The sequence below is a fragment of the Micromonospora sp. CA-248089 genome, from assembly GCF_050948515.1.
Classification (GTDB): Bacteria; Actinomycetota; Actinomycetes; order Mycobacteriales; family Micromonosporaceae; genus Micromonospora.
The window spans coordinates 1,323,845-1,341,197 of sequence record NZ_CP192016.1; the positions used below are offsets into that span (position 1 = coordinate 1,323,845).

13 protein-coding genes are annotated in these 17,353 nt (G+C 73.5%); 8 read left to right on the forward strand and 5 right to left on the reverse strand.

The features are described from left to right. Positions 1 to 21: 21 nt before the first annotated feature. Positions 22 to 1,197 carry a PQQ-dependent sugar dehydrogenase gene (locus ACQP26_RS06550; protein WP_269701625.1) on the reverse strand — a complete coding sequence of 392 codons (1,176 nt, stop codon included), beginning with the start codon at positions 1,195 to 1,197 and terminating at the stop codon, positions 22 to 24. 90 nt (positions 1,198 to 1,287) lie between these two features. Continuing rightward, the gene (locus tag ACQP26_RS06555) at positions 1,288 to 3,093 is read right to left on the reverse strand and encodes a SpoIIE family protein phosphatase (RefSeq protein ID WP_433495221.1); all 1,806 of its coding nucleotides are present in this window, start codon (positions 3,091 to 3,093) and stop codon (positions 1,288 to 1,290) included. Between the two features lie 143 nt (positions 3,094 to 3,236). On the opposite strand from ACQP26_RS06555, the gene ACQP26_RS06560 reads away from it, so the two are divergent. Continuing rightward, entirely contained in the window at positions 3,237 to 4,163 is a 927-nt protein-coding gene (locus ACQP26_RS06560) for a 2-hydroxyacid dehydrogenase (RefSeq protein WP_269701622.1), read from the forward strand. Here ACQP26_RS06560 and ACQP26_RS06565 read toward each other — a convergent pair. Continuing rightward, the gene (locus ACQP26_RS06565) at positions 4,157 to 4,555 is read right to left on the reverse strand and encodes a PH domain-containing protein (RefSeq protein ID WP_269701621.1); all 399 of its coding nucleotides are present in this window, start codon (positions 4,553 to 4,555) and stop codon (positions 4,157 to 4,159) included. The two genes, ACQP26_RS06560 and ACQP26_RS06565, sit on opposite strands and share 7 nt — an antisense overlap. A 418-nt stretch (positions 4,556 to 4,973) precedes the next feature. Here ACQP26_RS06565 and ACQP26_RS06570 point away from each other — a divergent pair, with 418 nt between their 5' ends. Continuing rightward, entirely contained in the window at positions 4,974 to 7,430 is a 2,457-nt protein-coding gene (locus ACQP26_RS06570; protein ID WP_433495222.1) for an EAL domain-containing protein, read from the forward strand. A gap of 11 nt (positions 7,431 to 7,441) precedes the next feature. Here the strand turns inward: ACQP26_RS06570 and ACQP26_RS06575 are convergent, their stop codons facing one another. After that, complete coding sequence (locus ACQP26_RS06575; protein WP_269701619.1) at positions 7,442 to 8,467, reverse strand: LacI family DNA-binding transcriptional regulator; 1,026 nt, start codon at positions 8,465 to 8,467, stop codon at positions 7,442 to 7,444. 349 nt (positions 8,468 to 8,816) lie between these two features. Between ACQP26_RS06575 and ACQP26_RS06580 the strand changes: the two genes are divergently transcribed. The 6 genes from ACQP26_RS06580 (at position 8,817) to ACQP26_RS06605 (ending at position 16,593) form a co-directional block, all read left to right on the forward strand. Continuing rightward, positions 8,817 to 10,100 carry an ABC transporter substrate-binding protein gene (locus ACQP26_RS06580; RefSeq protein WP_433495223.1) on the forward strand — a complete coding sequence of 428 codons (1,284 nt, stop codon included), beginning with the start codon at positions 8,817 to 8,819 and terminating at the stop codon, positions 10,098 to 10,100. Positions 10,101 to 10,170: 70 nt separating this feature from the next. Next, the gene (locus tag ACQP26_RS06585; protein WP_433495224.1) at positions 10,171 to 11,184 is read left to right on the forward strand and encodes a carbohydrate ABC transporter permease; all 1,014 of its coding nucleotides are present in this window, start codon (positions 10,171 to 10,173) and stop codon (positions 11,182 to 11,184) included. Continuing rightward, a complete protein-coding gene (locus tag ACQP26_RS06590) occupies positions 11,181 to 12,041 on the forward strand; it encodes a carbohydrate ABC transporter permease (RefSeq protein WP_281578800.1) in 861 nt (286 codons plus the stop codon). The genes ACQP26_RS06585 and ACQP26_RS06590 overlap by 4 nt, the downstream gene beginning before the upstream one ends. Continuing rightward, positions 12,038 to 14,485 (forward strand): glycoside hydrolase family 2 protein, encoded by a 2,448-nt coding sequence (locus ACQP26_RS06595; protein ID WP_433495225.1) that lies wholly within the window; start codon positions 12,038 to 12,040, stop codon positions 14,483 to 14,485. Before ACQP26_RS06590 ends, ACQP26_RS06595 begins: the two co-directional genes overlap by 4 nt. Positions 14,486 to 14,563: 78 nt before the next feature. After that, positions 14,564 to 14,902 (forward strand): ArsR/SmtB family transcription factor, encoded by a 339-nt coding sequence (locus tag ACQP26_RS06600; RefSeq protein WP_013284484.1) that lies wholly within the window; start codon positions 14,564 to 14,566, stop codon positions 14,900 to 14,902. Then, positions 14,899 to 16,593: a SulP family inorganic anion transporter gene (locus ACQP26_RS06605; RefSeq protein ID WP_433495226.1), complete on the forward strand. Its 1,695-nt coding sequence runs from the start codon at positions 14,899 to 14,901 to the stop codon at positions 16,591 to 16,593. The genes ACQP26_RS06600 and ACQP26_RS06605 overlap by 4 nt, the downstream gene beginning before the upstream one ends. On the opposite strand, the gene ACQP26_RS06610 is transcribed toward ACQP26_RS06605, so the two are convergent. Next, on the reverse strand, positions 16,590 to 17,276 hold the full coding sequence (locus tag ACQP26_RS06610; protein ID WP_281578798.1) for a DUF4386 domain-containing protein: 687 nt from the start codon (positions 17,274 to 17,276) through the stop codon (positions 16,590 to 16,592). The genes ACQP26_RS06605 and ACQP26_RS06610 overlap by 4 nt on opposite strands. Positions 17,277 to 17,353: the final 77 nt, after the last annotated feature.

The following is a 17,353-nucleotide window of genomic DNA, read 5'->3' on the forward strand; positions in this document are numbered from 1 at the left end:
GACAAACCCGCCCGGCCCGGATCAGCTCCGGCCGGCGCCCCCGTCGGCGAAGACGAGTCGCAGGATGCGGTCGTCCTCGGCGGCAGGTGTACCCCGCCCGTCCCGGTTCGAGGTGCTCACCCAGAGCGAGCCGTCCGGCGCCACCGCGGCGGCCCGTAGCCGACCGTAGCGGTCGGTGAGCAGGTCACGCGGCTGGCCGAGGACGGTGCCGTTGCCGGCCAGCTCCACCAGCCAGAGCCTCTGGCCGCGCAGGCAGGCGGCGACGAGCAGACGGTCCACCGCGGCCAGGCCGGAACAGGAGGCGTCACCGGTGGGCCACTGCGCGATCGGGTTGACGTAGCGCCTGTCGTCGCCGCGGCCCTCGACCCGGGGCCACCCGTAGTTGCCGCCCTTGTTGATCGGGTTGATCTCGTCCCAGGTGTTCTGGCCGAACTCCACCGCGTACATCTTCTTGTCCGGCGTCCAGGCGAAGCCCTGGACGTTACGGTGCCCGGTCGACCAGACCGGGGACCCGGCGGTGGGGTTGCCCGGCGCCGGCTTGCCGTCCGGGGTGATCCGCAGGATCTTGCCGCCGAGGCTCTTGGCGTCCTGGGCGTTCTCGGTGCGCCCGGCGTCACCGGTGCTCGCGTAGAGGTGGCCGTCCGGCCCGAACCCCAGCCCGCCGCCGTTGTGCGTGCCGGACTTCGGGATGCCGGTCAGGATCGGCTTCGGGGCCTCCCCGAGCTGCATCTTCGCGATCCGGTTGTCGTTCTCGGCCGTGTAGTAGACGAAGACCGTGCGGTCCCGGGCGTACGCCGGGGAGACAGCGATGCCCAGCAGCCCGCCCTCGCCACCGGCGGCCACGTCCGGCAGGGTCTGCACCGGCCGCACGGCCAGCCCGTCCGGGCCGGACCCCGGGCCGACCTGGAGGATCCGTCCCTTGTCCCGCTCGGTCACCAGCGCCCCGCCGTCGGGCAGGAACGCGATGCCCCAGGGGACCTCCAGCCCCTTGGCCAGCACGGTGGCGACCACCTGCTGACCGGCTCCGCCGGGACTCGCGGTGCTCGACGGCGTCGGCAGGTTGGGCGGCGCCCCGGCCGGATCCGGCTCGGGCTCGCCGAGGGCACAGCCGGCGGTGCCCAGCAGCAGCGCCGCGCAGGACGCCGCCAGCGCCGTCCGGAGGCGGCGGACACGGGGGTACGCAAGACGCGGGCTCACCCGCCCCAGCCTAGCCGGGTGAACCGGCGAACCGGGCACGTCGCGGGCACGGCGGGGCGCGTCCGGCCGTTCGGAGGAGGCGGTGCCGGTTCAGCCGGCGCGCAGCGCGAGCAGGGCGACGTCGTCCTCGCGCCGGTGCGCGGCGGCGAGCAGCCGGTCGCAGAGCAGGTCCAGGGGTACGCCCGGCCCGCCGGCCTCGAGGTGGGCGAGCAGCTCGGCCTGTCCCTCGTCGATCGGCTGGTCCCGGCGCTCGATCAGCCCGTCGGTGTGCAGCAGCAGCGTGTCGCCCGGTGCCAGGGTCAGCGTCCGGCCGGTGCGCCGGGGCGGCCGGGCCAGGCCGAGCAGCGGTCCGCGCCCCTCCGCCACCGAGACCGTGCCGTCGACGCGGACCAGCAGCGGCGGCGGGTGCCCCGCGTTGCACCAGGAGACCCTCAGCCCGTCGTCGGCCGGGCGGACCCGGGCCAGCACGGCGGTGGCGACGGTGGGGACCCGCAGGCCGCCCATGGCCTGGTCGAGGTGGGCCACCAGATCCTCCACCGGATCGTCCCGGCCGTACGCGTTGCCCCGCACCAGGTTGCGCAACTGGCCCATGGTGGCCGCCGCCTCGATGTCGTGCCCGGCGACGTCACCGATCGCGGCGATCAGCTCGCCGTCGGGCTGGACGAAGGCGTCGTACCAGTCGCCGCCCACCTCCACCCGGTCGGCGGCCGGCAGGTAGCGGGCGGCCAGCTCGATCCCCGGCACGGCCGGCAGGCTCGGCAGCATGCTGTGCTGGAGCACCTCGGCGACGTGGCGCTGCTCGCCGTAGAGACGGCTGTTGCCGACCGCCTGTCCGGCGCGTACCCCGATGTCCTGCGCGGTGCGCAGGTCGCTGGTGTCGAAACCGCGCCGCCCCGCACGGTTGACGAGCGTGACGGCCCCGATCACCCGGTCCCCGGCGGCGGTGATCGGCACGGTCAGGTGGGAGCCCACGCCGAGCCGCTCGGCGAGCGGCACCAGTTCCGGGCGCGTGGTGCCGCGCGCCACGTCGTCCAGGCCGGCCACGGCCCGCACCACCGGCCGGCCGGTACGCAGCACCGACCGGATCTGCGAGTCCGCGCCGAGCCCGGTGGTCAGCAACTCGGCGAAGCGGGCCATGTCGCCCGCGCGTTCGGCTTCCCGGTGTACGCCGGTGACGGTGCGCGGCCGCCCGGCCGGGTCGACGAGCGTGATCAGGCACCAGTCGGCGAGCAGCGGCACCATCGCGTGCCCGAGCCGGTCGACAGCGGTGGCCACGTCGAGCGTGCCGCCGAGCATCTCGCTCATCCCGGCCAGCATGGCGAGCCGGTCGTGCGCCTCCTCCGCGCGGCGGCGGGCCTGCTCCGCACCGCGTACCGCGATGCGCAGCCGCAGCTCCGAGGAGCACGCGGCGGCCAGGTCGGCGAGCGTACGCATCTGCTCCTTGGTCCAGGCCCGGGGCTTGCTGTCGATCGCGCAGAGCGAGCCGAGCACCCGTCCGTCCAGGTCGGTCAGCGGCATGCCCGCGTACGCCACCACGCCCAGGTCCTCGACGGCCAGGTTGAGGCGCACCCGGGGGTAGAGGCGGGCGTCGGGCAGGACCAGCGGCATCTCGATGTCGACGACGTGCTGGCAGAACGAGTGGCTCAGCGGGGTCTCCCGGCGGGCCGCCCACGGCTCCGGCAGGCCGGTCGCGCCGGGAAAGAACTGGCGCTCGGAGTCCACCAGGGAGACGAGCGCGACGGGAACGTCCAGCAGGTCGCCGACCAGCCGCGCGAACCTGTCGAACGCCTCGTCCGGTACGGCGTCGAGCCGGGTCTCGTCGAGTGACCGCAACCGGTCGGGGTCGGCGAGCGCCGGAATCGGCACGGACACCCGGTCCCGGCCGTCCTCGCTCATCGCCACCGCCCTCAGCAAGCGGAACACCCGAGCGGCATCCCGTTCTCGGTTATACCCCGCCGGACCGCCACTCCATTCCCGGCGCGGTGTTCGTCACGGGTCACGCCGCGCCCGCCGGTCCGGGGCCGATATCGTCGGCGATCGTGAAGGTATGGATCCCGCACCCCGAGGGCCGCCGGCTGCTCGGCGAACTGCCACCCGGCGTCACCGTGGAGCTGCTGGACGACCCGCGGCGGCTTCCGTCGTCCCCGGCCGGGGTGCGGTTCTGGGTGCCGCCGTTCCTGTCCGGCCCCGACGCCGGCGCGCTCCTGGCCGAGTTGCCCGACGTCGAGGTGGTGCAACTGCTCTCCGCGGGGGCGGACGCCTGGGTGGGACGGATCCCCGACGGCGTGACGCTCTGCGACGCCCGGGGCGTACACGACTCGCCCACCGCCGAATGGGTGGTCGCCGCGATCCTCGCCTCGCTGCGCGGATTCGCGCCGCTGGCCCGGGCGCAGGCCCGGCGCGAGTGGGCGTACGACGAGGTGGCGCCCACCGACGAGCTGGCCGGCAAGCGGGTGCTGATCGTCGGCGCCGGCTCGATCGGCACCGCGGTACGCGACCGGCTCGCCCCGTTCGAGGTGAGCTTCACGCTGGTGGCCCGTACGCCGCGCCCCGACCAGGGCGTGCACGGGGTGGACGAGCTGCCCGCGCTGCTGCCCGAGGCGGACGTGGTGGTGCTGCTGGTGCCGCTGACCGAGCAGACCCGGGGCATGGTCGACGAGCGTTTCCTCGCCGCGATGCCGGACGGCGCGCTGCTCGTCAACGCCGCCCGAGGGCCGGTGGCCCGTACGTCGGCGCTGGTCGCCGAGCTGACCTCGGGCCGCCTGCGCGCGGCGATGGACGTCACCGACCCGGAACCGCTGCCCGCCGACCATCCCCTGTGGGAGCTGCCGAACGTTCTGCTCACCCCGCACGTCGCCGGCTCGGTACGCGGGCTGCTGCCCCGCGCGTACCGCCTGGTGGGCGAGCAGTTGCGCCGGTACGTGGCAGGGGAGGAGCTGACGAACCGGGTGGTCGACGGCTACTGATCGCCGGTCTGCCGGTCGCGGTCGGCGTCCGGTAGCTCCTGCCCGGTGACGGCGATCAGCCGGGGCAGTTCGGTGGCGCGTACCGCCGGCAGCACCACCACCTCGCCGTCGTCGAGCCGGGCGACTGCCCTTCCCCTGGGGTCACCGGCGAGTTCGGCGACCCGGGTCCACGGCACCCGGCGCTGCCCGACGAGCGCTCGCAGCCGCAGCTCCCGGGCGTCGGCGTCGGTGCCGGCCCGCCACGCCCAGACCGCGGCGGCGAGCGGTACGAGCAGCACCCAGAGCAGCCACCAGCGGGCGGAGGCCAGGGGCAGCGCGCCGATGGCGGCGACGATCGCGGCGACCAGGATGGCCTGGTTGTGGCGGAAACGGACGGTATCGGCGCGGCTCACCCCCCGATAATCCCATCCGGCCCCTCCACCCCACCCCCCGGGCGTCCCCCCGCCCCATCCGGCTACTCCGCCGCGGGCTGCCCTTCCGCGCCCGCCCTCTCCCGCCGCACGCGGCCCGCCGCAGATCTTGGTACGGCTCCGCCCTTTCCGGGGCGGCTCGGTACCAAGATCTGCCGCGTCTTGTGTCGGGAGGCGACGCGGAAGCGAGCGGCGTCGATCTTGGACGGGGCCGTCGCCGTGACGTCTGTTGATGTGACGGACGTCACTGGTGCGGTGACGTCACCGGGCGCTTCCGGGATCGTTTCTAGGCGTGGCCGCAGCGGTCCCCGCCGATGCGTCCCCGCCTGCCCCGACCCCGCACGTCGTACCGCGTACCGCAACCGCACCGCCCCCGTGTCCCCTCACGAAGGCGACCGCCGTGCCCGTCCCCCCTCCCGCCGATCCCCGTCGGCGATCAGCCCTGCCCGATGTCGCCGTGTCGCTCACCGGCGCGGTCTTCCTCCTCGCCGGCGTCGCCGGTGCCCTGCCCGGCCCCGCTGCCGCCGCGCTCGCCGTCGCCGGAGGGTTCGCCCTCGCCTGCGTCCGGCTCGCCTGGCTGGCCGGAGCCGCCGCACCGACCGACCGTCCCGCAGCCGCCGCACCGACCGACCATCCCGCAGCCCCCGCACCGACCGACGGGCCCGCTGCGACTGACAGGCCGGCACCGATCGACAGGCCCGCACCCGGACGACGAGCCGCCGAACCCGGACCGCGGCAGCCCGGACCGCAGCAGGTTGTCACGTTCCGGTGGCGCGCCGGCGAGACGACGGACACCGCCCCGACGCACGGCGCAGCGGCGACCGGGCGGCGGGCGCGACGGGCGGCCCTGTCCCGCCGGGTCGCCGCCATCCTCGACAGCGCCGTCCTGACCGCCGGGCTCACCGTCGCGGTGCTGCCGCTGAGTGATTCCGCGCACCGGCTGCCGATCGCCCTCGCCGGGTTGTGCCTCACCGGGGTGCTGCACGTGACGGCCCTGCTGCGCCTGCCCGGCCGGTCGCGGCTGTCCGGCCCGGAGCTGGTGCGCCGTACCGTCGACGTGCTGGCGCTCGGCGTCAGCCTGGTCTTCGCGGGCTGGATGCTGCTGCCGGGCGGCCCGGTCCCGGCCGTCGCCGCGACGGTGGCGGCTGCTGGTGCGGTGGTGCTCGCCGTGCTCGCGGTGGCGGCCCTCGCCGAACGTCGCCGCCGGCCCGGTGCCGCGTGCTGCCACGCCGGAGCCGCGCTGACGCTCGGCGGGCTCACGCTGCTCGTGGTGCTGCTGGCCTACGGTGCGCCGGACCGGGCGCTGCCACTCGTCGCGGCGCCGCTGGTGGCCGGGGCGCTGCTCACCGCCGCCGGCGCCCGGCGTACCTCGGGCGGTGAACGGCCGGGCCGGGACGTGACGCCGGCCGCGTGGCCCCGCCTGACCGCGCCGGCCGGGATCGCCGCGCTGGCCGCCGGGGTCCACCTGATGACGGCGGGGGAGTTCAGCACCGGCGCGATGGCCCTGGGTCTGGCGGTCATCCCGCCGATCATGGTGGGGGAACTGCTCACCGCCGCCGACCAGCGGCGCCGGGTGCAACGGCTCGCGGCGCGCGAGGCGTGGTTGCGGCGGCGGCTCGGACCGGACGCCCGGGGGGCCGGGCCCGTGCCGCTGACGCGCGCCGAGCTGGTCCGGGCGATGGCGGAACGCAGCGGCGGTGCCCTGCTCGTCGTCGACCTGCACGGCACCGGTGGCGCGGTGCCGGAGGGGCCGGTGCTCATCGAGGCCGCGCGCCGGCTGCGGGCGGGCTCCGAGACGCACGATCTGGTCGCCCGGCTCGGCGACACCGAGTACGCGGTCCTCACCGATCGGGGGCCGGTGCTCGCGTACGCGCTCGGCATCCGGTTGCTGGCGGCGCTGGCCGAGCCGTACCCCCGGCCCGGAGGCGCCGCCCGGCTGGCGGTGAGCGTCGGGCTGGCCGAGACCAGCGGCGGCGATCCGGAGGACGTGCTGCGCCAGGCGGACCTGGCCCGCCGCCGGGCGGTGCAGCTCGGCCGGGACCGGGTCGAGTGGTACGACGCCTACCTGGAGGAGCAGCTGGTCCGACGCCTGGATCTGGAGCGGGAGCTGCCGGGCGCGGTGGCGCGTGGTGAGCTGGACCTGGTCTACCAGCCGGTGGTGGCGCTCGCCGACCGGATGCCGGTGGGCACCGAGGCGCTGCTGCGCTGGCGCAGCCCGGCGCTGGGCACGGTGCTGCCGGCGGAGCTGCTGCCGGTGGCGGCCGACCTGGACCTGACCGGCGAGATCGGGCGGTGGGTGCTGGACCGGGCCTGCCGGCAGCTCGCCGCGTGGTCGGAGGGCGGCCGTGATCTGTGGATGGCGGTCAACGTGACGCCGCGTGAGCTGGCCGCGCCGGACTTCGTGGCGCGCACCGCTACCGCGCTGGCCGCGTACGACGTGGTGCCGGAACGGCTCGTGGTCGAGGTGTCCGAGCCGGTGGTGGGCGCGGAGTTGTCCACCGTGGTGGCCCGGCTGGCCGGCCTGCGGTCGCTCGGCGTGCGGATCGCGCTGGACGACTTCCGGGCCGAGCACGCCTCGCTCGCGCAGCTCCGCCGGTTGCCGATCGACCTGCTCAAGGTGGGCCCGCATCTGGTGGGTCCGGGCGGGGACGGGCAGCGTCCGCTGATCGACGTGGTGGCGAACCTGGCCGACCGGCTCGGCGTGGAGCTGGTGGTCGAGGAACTGGAGTCGGAGGTGCAGGTGGCCGGCGCGCGGCGGGCCGGCTGCCGGTACGGGCAGGGCTTCGCGCTGGCCCGGCCGGCTACCGCCGAACGGGTCGAGGCGTGGTTCGAGGAGCACCCGTCCACCGCCCGGTGAGCTGAACCGGTTCAGCGAGGTGTTGCCCGAGGTGGGGCGGTACTGCCGCGCGGCGTCAGGTGCGCCGTCTCGTCCTGGACGACGGTGGCCGGTTCGCCCGCGATGACGGCGAGGAGCTGCCGGGCGGCGTGCGCGCCGTATGCCGGGATGTCCCGGCCCAGCGCGGTGAGCGGTGGGTGCACCAGGCGGCAGAGCGGTGAGTCGTCCCAGGCCACGATGGACAGGTCGCCGGGCACGGTGAGGCCCATCTCCTGGGCCACGGACAGTCCGGCGATCGCCATCACGTCGTTGTCGTAGATCACCGCGGTCGGACGGCCGGCGGAACTGAGCAGCCGGCGGGTGGCCCGCGCACCCTCCTCGCCGGTGTAGTCGGACCAGACGGTGGTCGCCTCGTCCAGCCCGAGCCGCCGGCACACGCCGGTGAACGCCTCGGTGCGGATCTCGGTGTGCAGCAACGAGGGCAGACCGCCGACCCGGGCGATGCGCCGGTGGCCGAGCGCGACCAGGTACTCCACGGTCTCCACCAGGGCGGCCGCGTCGTCGGCCCAGACGCTCGCCAGGCCGCCGGTGTGCCCCGGTCCGCCGATCACCACCGCCGGCAGTTGCAGTTCCTCCAGCGCCGGTACGCGCCGGTCGTCGGTGCGCAGGTCGCAGACGAGCACGCCGTCCACCCGGCGTTCGGCCCACCACCGCCGGTAGACGGCGATCTCGGCCTCCTGGTCGCTGACCACCTGAAGCGTCAGCGCGTACGAGCGGGCCGACAGTTCGGCCTCGACGCCGCTGATCAGCTCCATGAAGAACGGCTCGATGCCGAGTATCCGGGCGGGGCGGCACAGCGCCAGCCCGACCGCCTTGGCGGTGGCTCCGGACAGCGCGCGGGCGGCGCTGCTCGGGCGGAACCCGATCTCGGCGGCGATGGCGAGGATCCGTTGCCGGGTCGTCTCGGAGACGCCGGGCTGGCCGTTGAGCGCGTACGACACCGCGCCCTTGGAGACCCCGGCGCGCCGGGCGACGTCGGCGATGGTCGGCCGCTTCACCGAAGCGTTCCTCCACTGTGTCCGGCCCTCGCGGGCGCTTCCGGTCGCCGGATCACCGGCGTCTGGTGACGCTACTGCACGCCGTGCCGGTCCCGGGTGCCGCCGTCGGTGGTGGTGAACGGGTTCCGGCGGCCGGCGCTTGTGCGGTTCAGCTTAGAACGGGCATCACCCGAGGACTGCCACGAGCGGCCCGGACCTCGGGTGTGAGCGGCGGCAAGGTTAACGGACCAGCACATCGGTAACCGACCGTTGACAGTCATGAATGGGAACCGTACGGTGGCGTCACTTATCCGGTTCAGTCAACGTCTCTCGATATTCGGGAGCGTTTCCATTCGGCGCGGAGGATGAGATGAGACGGTCCTGGACGCACCTGGCGCGCGTGGCCGCCGTCGGTGCCGTCAGCCTGGTCATGATCGCCGCCTGCAGCGGCAGGAGCACCACCGGCGGCTCGGACTCGGCCGGTGGTCAGGTCACGCTGAAAATCAACTTCTGGGGCGACTTCGGGCTCCAGGATCTGAAGGCCAAGTACGAGGCCGAGCACCCGAACGTCAAGATCCAGCTCAACTCGGGCGAGTACAACGCCCAGCACGAGGACCTGCAGAAGAAGCTCGTCGCGGGCAATGGAGCGCCGGACATCGCGGCGATCGACGAGGGCTTCATGGTCCAGTTCCGCAGTCAGTCCGACAAGTTCGTCAACCTGCTCGACAAGGGCGCCGGCTCGTACGAGAGCAAGTACCTGCCCTGGAAGTGGAAGCAGTCGCTGTCGGCGGACGGCAAGACGCAGATCGGCCTCGGCACCGACGTCGGCGGCCTGGCCATGTGCTACCGCACCGACCTGTTCAAGGCCGCCGGCCTGCCCACCGAACGCGACCAGGTGTCAGCCCTCTGGCCCACCTGGGACAGGTTCGTCGAGGTCGGCCGGCAGTACACCGCCACGACGAAGAAGAAGTTCATCGACGCCGGCACCAACCTGTTCAACCCGATCCTCGGTCAGCAGCCGGTCGGGTTCTACGACGAGCAGGACCAGCTACGGATGGAGCAGGGCCCGAAGGTCGCGTTCGACTACACGGTCAAGGCGGTCGGCGCCGGGCTGTCGGCCAACCTGGTCAGCTTCCAGGCCGACTGGGACAAGGGCTTCACCAGCGGCGCGTTCGCGGTGCTCGCCTGCCCGGCCTGGATGCTCGGCCACATCAAGGACACCGCGCCCGGCACCGAGGGCAAGTGGGACATCGCCGCGGTACCCGGTGGCGGCGGCAACTGGGGCGGCTCCTTCCTGACCCTGCCCAAGCAGGGCAAGAACGTCGACGAGGCGTACAAGTTGCTGACCTGGCTGGTCGCGCCGGAGCAGCAGATCGAGATCTTCAAGAAGGTCGGCAACCTGCCGTCGCAGCCGGCGCTCTACACCGACCCGGCGATCGCCGACTTCAAGAACCCGTTCTTCAACGACGCCCCGGTCGGCCAGATCTTCCCGAAGATGGCGCAGGGCCTCACCCCGCAGTATCTGGGCCGCAGGAACGGCCCGACCCGGGTGGCGGTGGAGAACGTGATCCGGCGGGTGGAGAACAAGTCGCTCAAGTCCGACGCCGCCTGGTCCGAGGCGGTCAAGGAGGCCGAGAAGGCCGCCACGTCCTGACCTGTCAGCGGTGACGGGGCGGCCCGGTCCGCCCCGTCACCGTCCGATCTCCCGGCCCTGGAGTGAACAGATGTCCAGCACCCGTGCCGCGCCCGCGCCGCCCGGCCGCCCACCCGCCCGCAAGCGCGGCCGTACCGGGGCAGCCGACCGGCGGATGAGCTGGCGCGACCGGCTGTACCGCTTCGACATGCGGTACATGCCGTACCTGATGATCGCGCCGTTCTTCCTGCTCTTCCTCGTGTTCGGGCTGTTCCCGCTGCTGTTCAACGCGGTCGTGTCGCTGCGCAACTACCGCCTGGACGACCCGACGCTGCCGTACTGGGCCGGCACCGAGAACTTCAGCCGGCTGGTCGCCGACGAGGACTTCTGGAACGCCCTGGCCAACACGTTCGGCATCTTCCTGCTCTCCACAGTGCCGCAACTGCTGCTCGCGCTGCTCGTCGCGTCGCTGCTCAACCGCAAGCTGCGGGCGCAGACGTGGTGGCGGGTGGGTGTGCTGCTGCCGTACGTGACACCGATCGTGGCCTCGACGATGGTGTTCAGCGTCTTCTTCTCCCGCGACTTCGGCATGGCGAACTGGGCGCTCGGCCTGCTCGGCATCGGCGGCCCGGACGACCCGATCGACTGGCGGGCGGACAAGCTGCACGCCTGGATCGCCATCGCCACCATGGTCAACTGGAAGTGGATCGGCTACAACGCGCTGCTCTACCTGGCCGCCATGCAGTCCATCCCGCGCGACGTGTACGAGGCCGCCGCGATCGACGGCGCCGGGCAGTGGAAGCAGCTCTGGCGGATCACCGTCCCGATGATCCAGCCGGTGGTCCTGTTCACCGTCATCCTGTCCACCATCGGCGGGTTGCAGCTGTTCACCGAGCCGATGCTGTTCGACCCGAACGCGCAGGCGGCGACCGGCGGGCCGGACGGTGAGTGGCAGACCATCGCCCAGCTCATCTACAAGGTCGGCTGGAAGGACCTCAACCTCGGGTACGCCGCCGCGATGTCCTGGGCGCTGTTCCTGATCATCCTGGTCGTGGCCGGCGTCAACTACCTGCTGACCAACCGACTCTCCGGAGGCCGCCGGTGACGACGCGACGCGTGGTGGCCCGGGCCCCACAGGACACCCCGGCCGGACTGGGGACCTACCTGCTGCTCGCGGTGAGCATGCTGTTCGCCGCGTTCCCGCTCTACTGGATGTTCGTCATCGCCACCAGCGACGACGAGGCGCTGGCGAAGCTACCGCCCGCGGTGATCCCCGGCGACCGCTTCTTCACGAACGTCGACGAGGTCTTCTCCCTCCAGGACGTCTACTTCGCCGCGTCGCTCGTCAACAGCGTCATCGTCTCCGCCGTCGTGACCGCCTCGGTGCTGTTCTTCTGCTCGCTGGCCGGTTTCGCCTTCGCCAAGCTGCGCTTCCGGGGCAGCCGCGCGCTGATGCTGTTCGTGGTGCTCACGCTCACCGTGCCCAACCAGCTCGGCATCGTGGCGCTCTACATCGTGATGGGCAAGCTCGGCTGGAACGGCACGCTGCTCGCGGTCATCGCGCCCGGCCTGGTCACCGCGTTCGGCGTGTTCTACATGCGGCAGTTCATCGTGAACACCGTCCCGGACGAGCTGATCGAGTCGGCCCGGGTCGACGGCGCCACGACCATGCGGGTGTACGCGACGATCGTGCTGCCCGCGATCCGTCCGGCCCTGGCGGTGCTCGGCCTGCTCACGTTCGTGGCCACCTGGAACGACTTCCAGTGGCCGTTGATCACGCTCAGCGGCACCGACTACCCGACGTCGATGGTGGCGGTCTCCGACCTCGCCAGCGGCAACTACGTGATCTACCGGCGGGTGCTCGCCGGCGCGTTCATCGCGACCGTCCCCCTGCTGGTCATGCTGTTCATCGGTGGACGTCAGATCGTCCGCGGAATCATGGAAGGCGCGGTGAAGTCGTGAGCCGTCGAACGCTGCTGCACGAGGGGTGGACGCTGCGGGCCGAGCCCGGCCCGGCGGTGCCGCCGGAGATCGCCGGGACGGCGGTGCCTGCGACGGTCCCGGGTTGCGTGCACACCGACCTGCTCGCGGCGGGCCTCATCCCCGACCCGTACCGGGACGACAACGAGAACCGCCTCACCTGGATCGGCCGCACCGACTGGGTCTACGAGACCACGTTCGCCGGGCAGCCCGGCGACGAGGACCGCATCGATCTGGTCTGCGCCGGTCTCGACACGGTCGCCACCGTGACGCTCAACGGCGTCGAGGTCGGCCGCACCGAGAACCAGCACCGCTCGTACCGCTTCGACGTCCGCGCGCTGCTGCGCCCGGACCGCAACACCCTGGCCGTACGCTTCGACTCCCCGTACCGGTACGCCGAGGCGCACCGGGACCGGCTCGGTGACCGGCCGAACGCCTATCCGGAGCCGTTCCCCTTCATCCGCAAGACCGCCTGCAACTTCGGCTGGGACTGGGGACCGACGCTCGTCACCGCCGGCATCTGGCAGGAGATCGGCCTGCACGCCTGGTCCACCGCCCGGCTCGCGTCGGTCCGGCCGCTCGTCACGGTGGTCGGCGGCACCGGCCGGGTGGAGCTGCACGCGCGGGTCGAGCGGGCCGGCGACGAGCCGCTGACCGTCCGCGCCGCCGTCGCCGGGGTCGCCGCCGAGGTCGCCGTACCGGCGGGGGAGCGGACCGCCGTCGTGACGCTCACCGTCGCGGACCCCGCGCTGTGGTGGCCCATCGGGTACGGCGACCAGCCGCGCTACGACCTCGACGTGAGCCTGCACGGCGCCGACGGCCGGGAGCTGGACGCCGCGTCCCGCCGGGTCGGGTTCCGTTCGGTACGGCTGGACACCACGCCCGACGCCCACGGCACCCCGTTCGCGCTGCACGTCAACGACGTCCCGGTGTTCGTCAGGGGCGTCAACTGGATCCCCGACGACGCGTTCCCCAACCGGGTCACCCGCGACCGCCTCGCGCAGCGGTTCGGCCAGGCGGCCGGGGCGAACGTCAACCTGCTGCGCGTCTGGGGCGGCGGCCGGTACGAGTCCGACGACTTCTACGACCTCGCCGACGAGATGGGCCTGCTGGTGCAGCAGGACTTCCTGTTCGCCTGCGCGGCGTACCCGGAGGAGGAACCGTTCCGCACCGAGGTCGAGGCGGAGGCGCGGGAGCAGGTGACCCGCCTCGCCGGGCACCCGTCGCTGGTGCTCTGGACCGGCAACAACGAGAACATCTGGGGCTGGCACGACTGGGACTGGCAGGAACCCCTGGCCGGGCGCACCTGGGGACGCGGCTACTACCTGGAGCTGCTGCCGGGGATCGTCGGCGAGCTGGACCCGACCGTCCCGTACTGGCCGGGGAGCCCCTGGTCCGGCAGCGAGGAGCTTCACCCCAACGACCCGGCGCACGGCACCACGCACGTCTGGGACGTGTGGAACACCGACGACTACACCCGTTACCGGGACTACGTGCCCCGGTTCGTGGCGGAGTTCGGCTACCAGGCGCCGCCCGCGTACGCGACGCTGCGCCGCGCCCTCTCCGACGACCCGCTCGCGCCCGACTCGCCGGGCATGGCGCACCACCAGAAGGCCGCCGACGGGGACCGCAAGCTCCGGCGCGGGCTCGACGCCCACCTGCCGCCGCCGGGCGACTTCGACGACTGGCACTACCTCACCCAGCTCAACCAGGCCCGCGCCATCCAGCTCGGCGTGGAGCACTTCCGCTCGCACCGGCCGGTCTGCGCCGGCACCGTCGTGTGGCAGCTCAACGACTGCTGGCCGGTCACGTCCTGGTCGGCGATCGACGGCGACGGGCGCCGCAAACCCCTGTGGTACGCGCTGCGCCGCGCCTACGCCGACCGGCTGCTGACGGTGCAGCCGCGCGACGGCGGGCCGGCGCTGGTGGCGGTGAACGAGACCGCCGAGGCGTGGCGCGGGCCGGCCACCGTCACCCGGCTGGCCCTCACCGGGGAGCCGAGGGCGAAGACCTCGGTCCACCTCGACGTCCCCGCGTACTCCTCGGTCGTGGTGGAACTGCCGGCGGAGGTGGCGCGGCCGGACGACGGCCGCGCGGAACTGCTCGTCGCGGACGCCGGGGACGCAGCGGAGCGCGCGCTGTGGTTCTTCGCCGAGGACCGCGACGTGCGGTGGCCGGCGGCGCAGTGGGACGCGGCGGTCGAGCCGACCGGCGGCGGCCGGCGCGTCCGGGTGACCGCGCGGACGGTGCTGCGTGACCTGACGCTGTTCCCGGACCGCCTCGATCCGGCCGCGCAGGTGGACCGGGCCCTGGTGACGCTGCTGCCGGGGGAGAGCGTCGTCTTCACGGTGAGCACCACGTGCCCGCTGGATGCCGAGGCGCTCACCTCCCGGCCGGTGCTGCGCTGCGTCAACGACCTGGCCTGAGATGGACGCCCGCCATCTCCGTCGATTTGAAGATTTCTGCAAGTGCTAAAGTCTTCAGAGTCGTCGGAGGGGTGAGTCGTGTCGGTGCCGCTGTACCAGGCCAAGGCGGAGCTGTTCCGGACCCTCGGGCACCCCGTGCGCATCCGGGTGCTCGAACTGCTCCAGGACGGGCCCAAACCGGTCCGCGACCTGCTCGCCGCCATCGACGTGGAGGCGTCCAACCTCTCCCAGCAGCTCGCCGTGCTGCGCCGCGCCGGCATGGTCACCTCGTACCGGGACGGCCCCCTGGTCATGTACGCGCTCAGCACCCCCGACGTCGCCGACCTGCTCGCCGCCGGCCGGCGCATCCTCGGCGCGGTCCTCACCGACCGGGACGCCCTGCTGGACGAGCTGCGGGCCTCGGGGACGGACCGGTGAGCGCGGCGGCTACCGTTCGCGCCGGTGACGTCGTCCGGCGGGCGGGCCGGCTGTTCGGCGGGCTGCTGCCGGGCCGGGCCGACTGGGCAGCGGTGCGCCGCTCGCCCCGGCGCGATCTGCTCGCCGGGCTCACCGTCGCGGTGGTGGCGCTGCCCCTGGCGCTCGCCTTCGGCGTCACCTCCGGGCTCGGCGCGCAGGCCGGCCTGGTCACCGCCGTCGTCGCCGGGGCCGTCGCGGCGGTCTTCGGTGGCTCCAACCTCCAGGTCTCCGGCCCCACCGGGGCGATGACAGTCGTGCTGGTGCCGGTGGTGCAGCAGTTCGGCGCCGGAGGCGTGCTGATGGTCGGCGCGCTGGCCGGGCTGATCCTGATCGCGCTCGCCCTCGCCCGCCTGGGCCGGTACGTCCGCTACCTGCCGGCCCCGGTGATCGAGGGCTTCACCGCCGGCATCGCCGTGGTCATCGCGCTGCAACAGGTGCCGGCCGCGCTCGGCGTCGCCGAGGCGCACGGCGAGAAGGTGTGGGCGGTCGCAGCCGACGCGGTCGCCCGGTTCGCCGCGCATCCCCGGCCCGCCGCGATCGCCGTGGCGCTCGGCGTGGCGGCACTCATGCTGCTCGGCGGCCGGTGGCGGCCCGCCGTGCCGTTCTCCCTGGTCGGCGTGGCCGCCGCGACTGTTGTCGCCGAGCTGGCCCCGATCGACCTGGCCCGGATCGGTGAGCTGCCGCAGGGTCTGCCCGCGCCGTCGCTGAGCTTCCTGGATCTCGGCGCGCTGGGCGTCCTGCTGCCCAGCGCCCTGGCCGTGGCCGCGCTCGCCGCCCTGGAGAGCCTGCTCTCCGCGACGGTGGCGGACGGCATGACTGTCGGCGAGCGGCACGACCCGGACCGGGAACTGTTCGGCCAGGGCCTGGCCAACCTCGCCTCCCCGGTCTTCGGCGGCATCCCGGCGACCGCCGCCATCGCCCGTACCGCGGTGAACGTCCGCGCCGGGGCGTCCTCGAAACTCGCCGCGCTCACCCATGCGGTAGCCCTCGCCGCGATCGTGCTCGCCGCCGCCCCGCTCGTCGGCCGCATCCCGCTGGCCGCCCTGGCCGGGGTGCTGCTCGCCACCACGGTACGGATGGTGGAGGCGGCCTCCCTGCTGGCGCTGATGCGGGCCACCCGGGCCGACGCGGTGGTGCTGGTGCTGACGTTCGCCGTCACTGTCATCTGGGATCTGGTGACAGCGGTGGTCGTCGGGCTCGCCGTGGCTGCCGTCCTGGCGCTGCGCGCGGTGGCCCGCAGCGCCAAGCTCGAACAGGTGCCGCTGGACACCGGCGAGCACAGCGCCGAGGAGCACGCGCTGCTCGCCGAGCACATCGTGGCGTACCGGCTGGACGGGCCACTGTTCTTCGCCGCCGCGCACACGTTCCTGCTGGAGCTGGCCGAGGTGGCCGACGTACGGGTGGTGATCCTGCGGATGTCCCGCGTCTCCACCGTCGACGCCACCGGCGCCCAGGTGCTCGGCGACGCCATCGCCCGGCTGCGTGCCCGGGGGATCACGGTGCTGCTCTCCGGCATCACCCCGGGCCACGACCAGGTGCTCAGCGCCCTCGGCGTCGCCGACGAACTGCGCCGTGAGGGCCTGGTGTTCGCGGACACCCCGGCCGCCATCAGGTACGCCCGGGGTGTCGCCCTCGCCGCGAGCCCGGCCTAGGCTTTCGTCACCCCGGCGTCCACCTTCACCTCCTCCTTCCGCACGCCGAAGACGATCAGGTAGCCGAGGATCCACACCTCGCCCACGGTGGCGGGAACCACCAGCAGGTCACCGGCGATGCCGGCGCCGGGGGCGAGGTACGCGACGAACGTCATGAGCACGTAGCCGACACCACCGGCGACGAGGACCCAGCCCAGCGGCCGGGGCATCCAGCCGGACCGGAGCACGCACCAGCCCATCGGCACGAGCCAGAGGCCGAAGAAGAGGCCGCCCACCTCCCACAGGTTCCCGCTGACCAGGTAGAGCAGCTGGACGGTGTCCGCGTCGCCCGGCCCGCCGGTCGCGACCCGCAAAGCTGTCCCGAGGACGGCGGCGCTGCCGAGGATCGCGACCGCGTTGACGAGCCCGAAGGCGGCGATGCTGCCCGCGGCGGTGCCGTCGACGGTACGGAACAGGCGGTGGAACCAGACGGCGGTGAGCGCCTGGGTGAGCACGACGAGCAGTTCGAGGGCGATGCCGGCGCGGGCCAGCGACTCGTGGGCCACCAGGTTGGCGAGCGTCGCGCCCGCGTCGTCAGCGTCGAAGATCATGGGCCGGACGGTGAGGAACCCCAGGGCGCCGGTGACGGCGAGCCCGAGGTAGAACAGCCCGGTCACGCGGGCGGTACGGATCAGCTGGTGCATGGCGGCTCCTTCGGGGGTGATCGACGTGCCCGTGGCGGGGGCTGCCTTACGTCGTAAGGCCAACCATACGTTGTAAG

What these genes read in the sequence shown, in the direction of transcription:
- ACQP26_RS06610 (WP_281578798.1), bottom strand. Translation starts at nt 17,276, where the DNA reads ATGCACCAGCTGATCCGTACCGCCCGCGTGACCGGGCTGTTCTACCTC.
- ACQP26_RS06580 (WP_433495223.1), top strand. Translation starts at nt 8,817, where the DNA reads ATGAGACGGTCCTGGACGCACCTGGCGCGCGTGGCCGCCGTCGGTGCC.
- ACQP26_RS06585 (WP_433495224.1), top strand. Translation starts at nt 10,171, where the DNA reads ATGTCCAGCACCCGTGCCGCGCCCGCGCCGCCCGGCCGCCCACCCGCC.
- ACQP26_RS06555 (WP_433495221.1), bottom strand. Translation starts at nt 3,093, where the DNA reads ATGAGCGAGGACGGCCGGGACCGGGTGTCCGTGCCGATTCCGGCGCTC.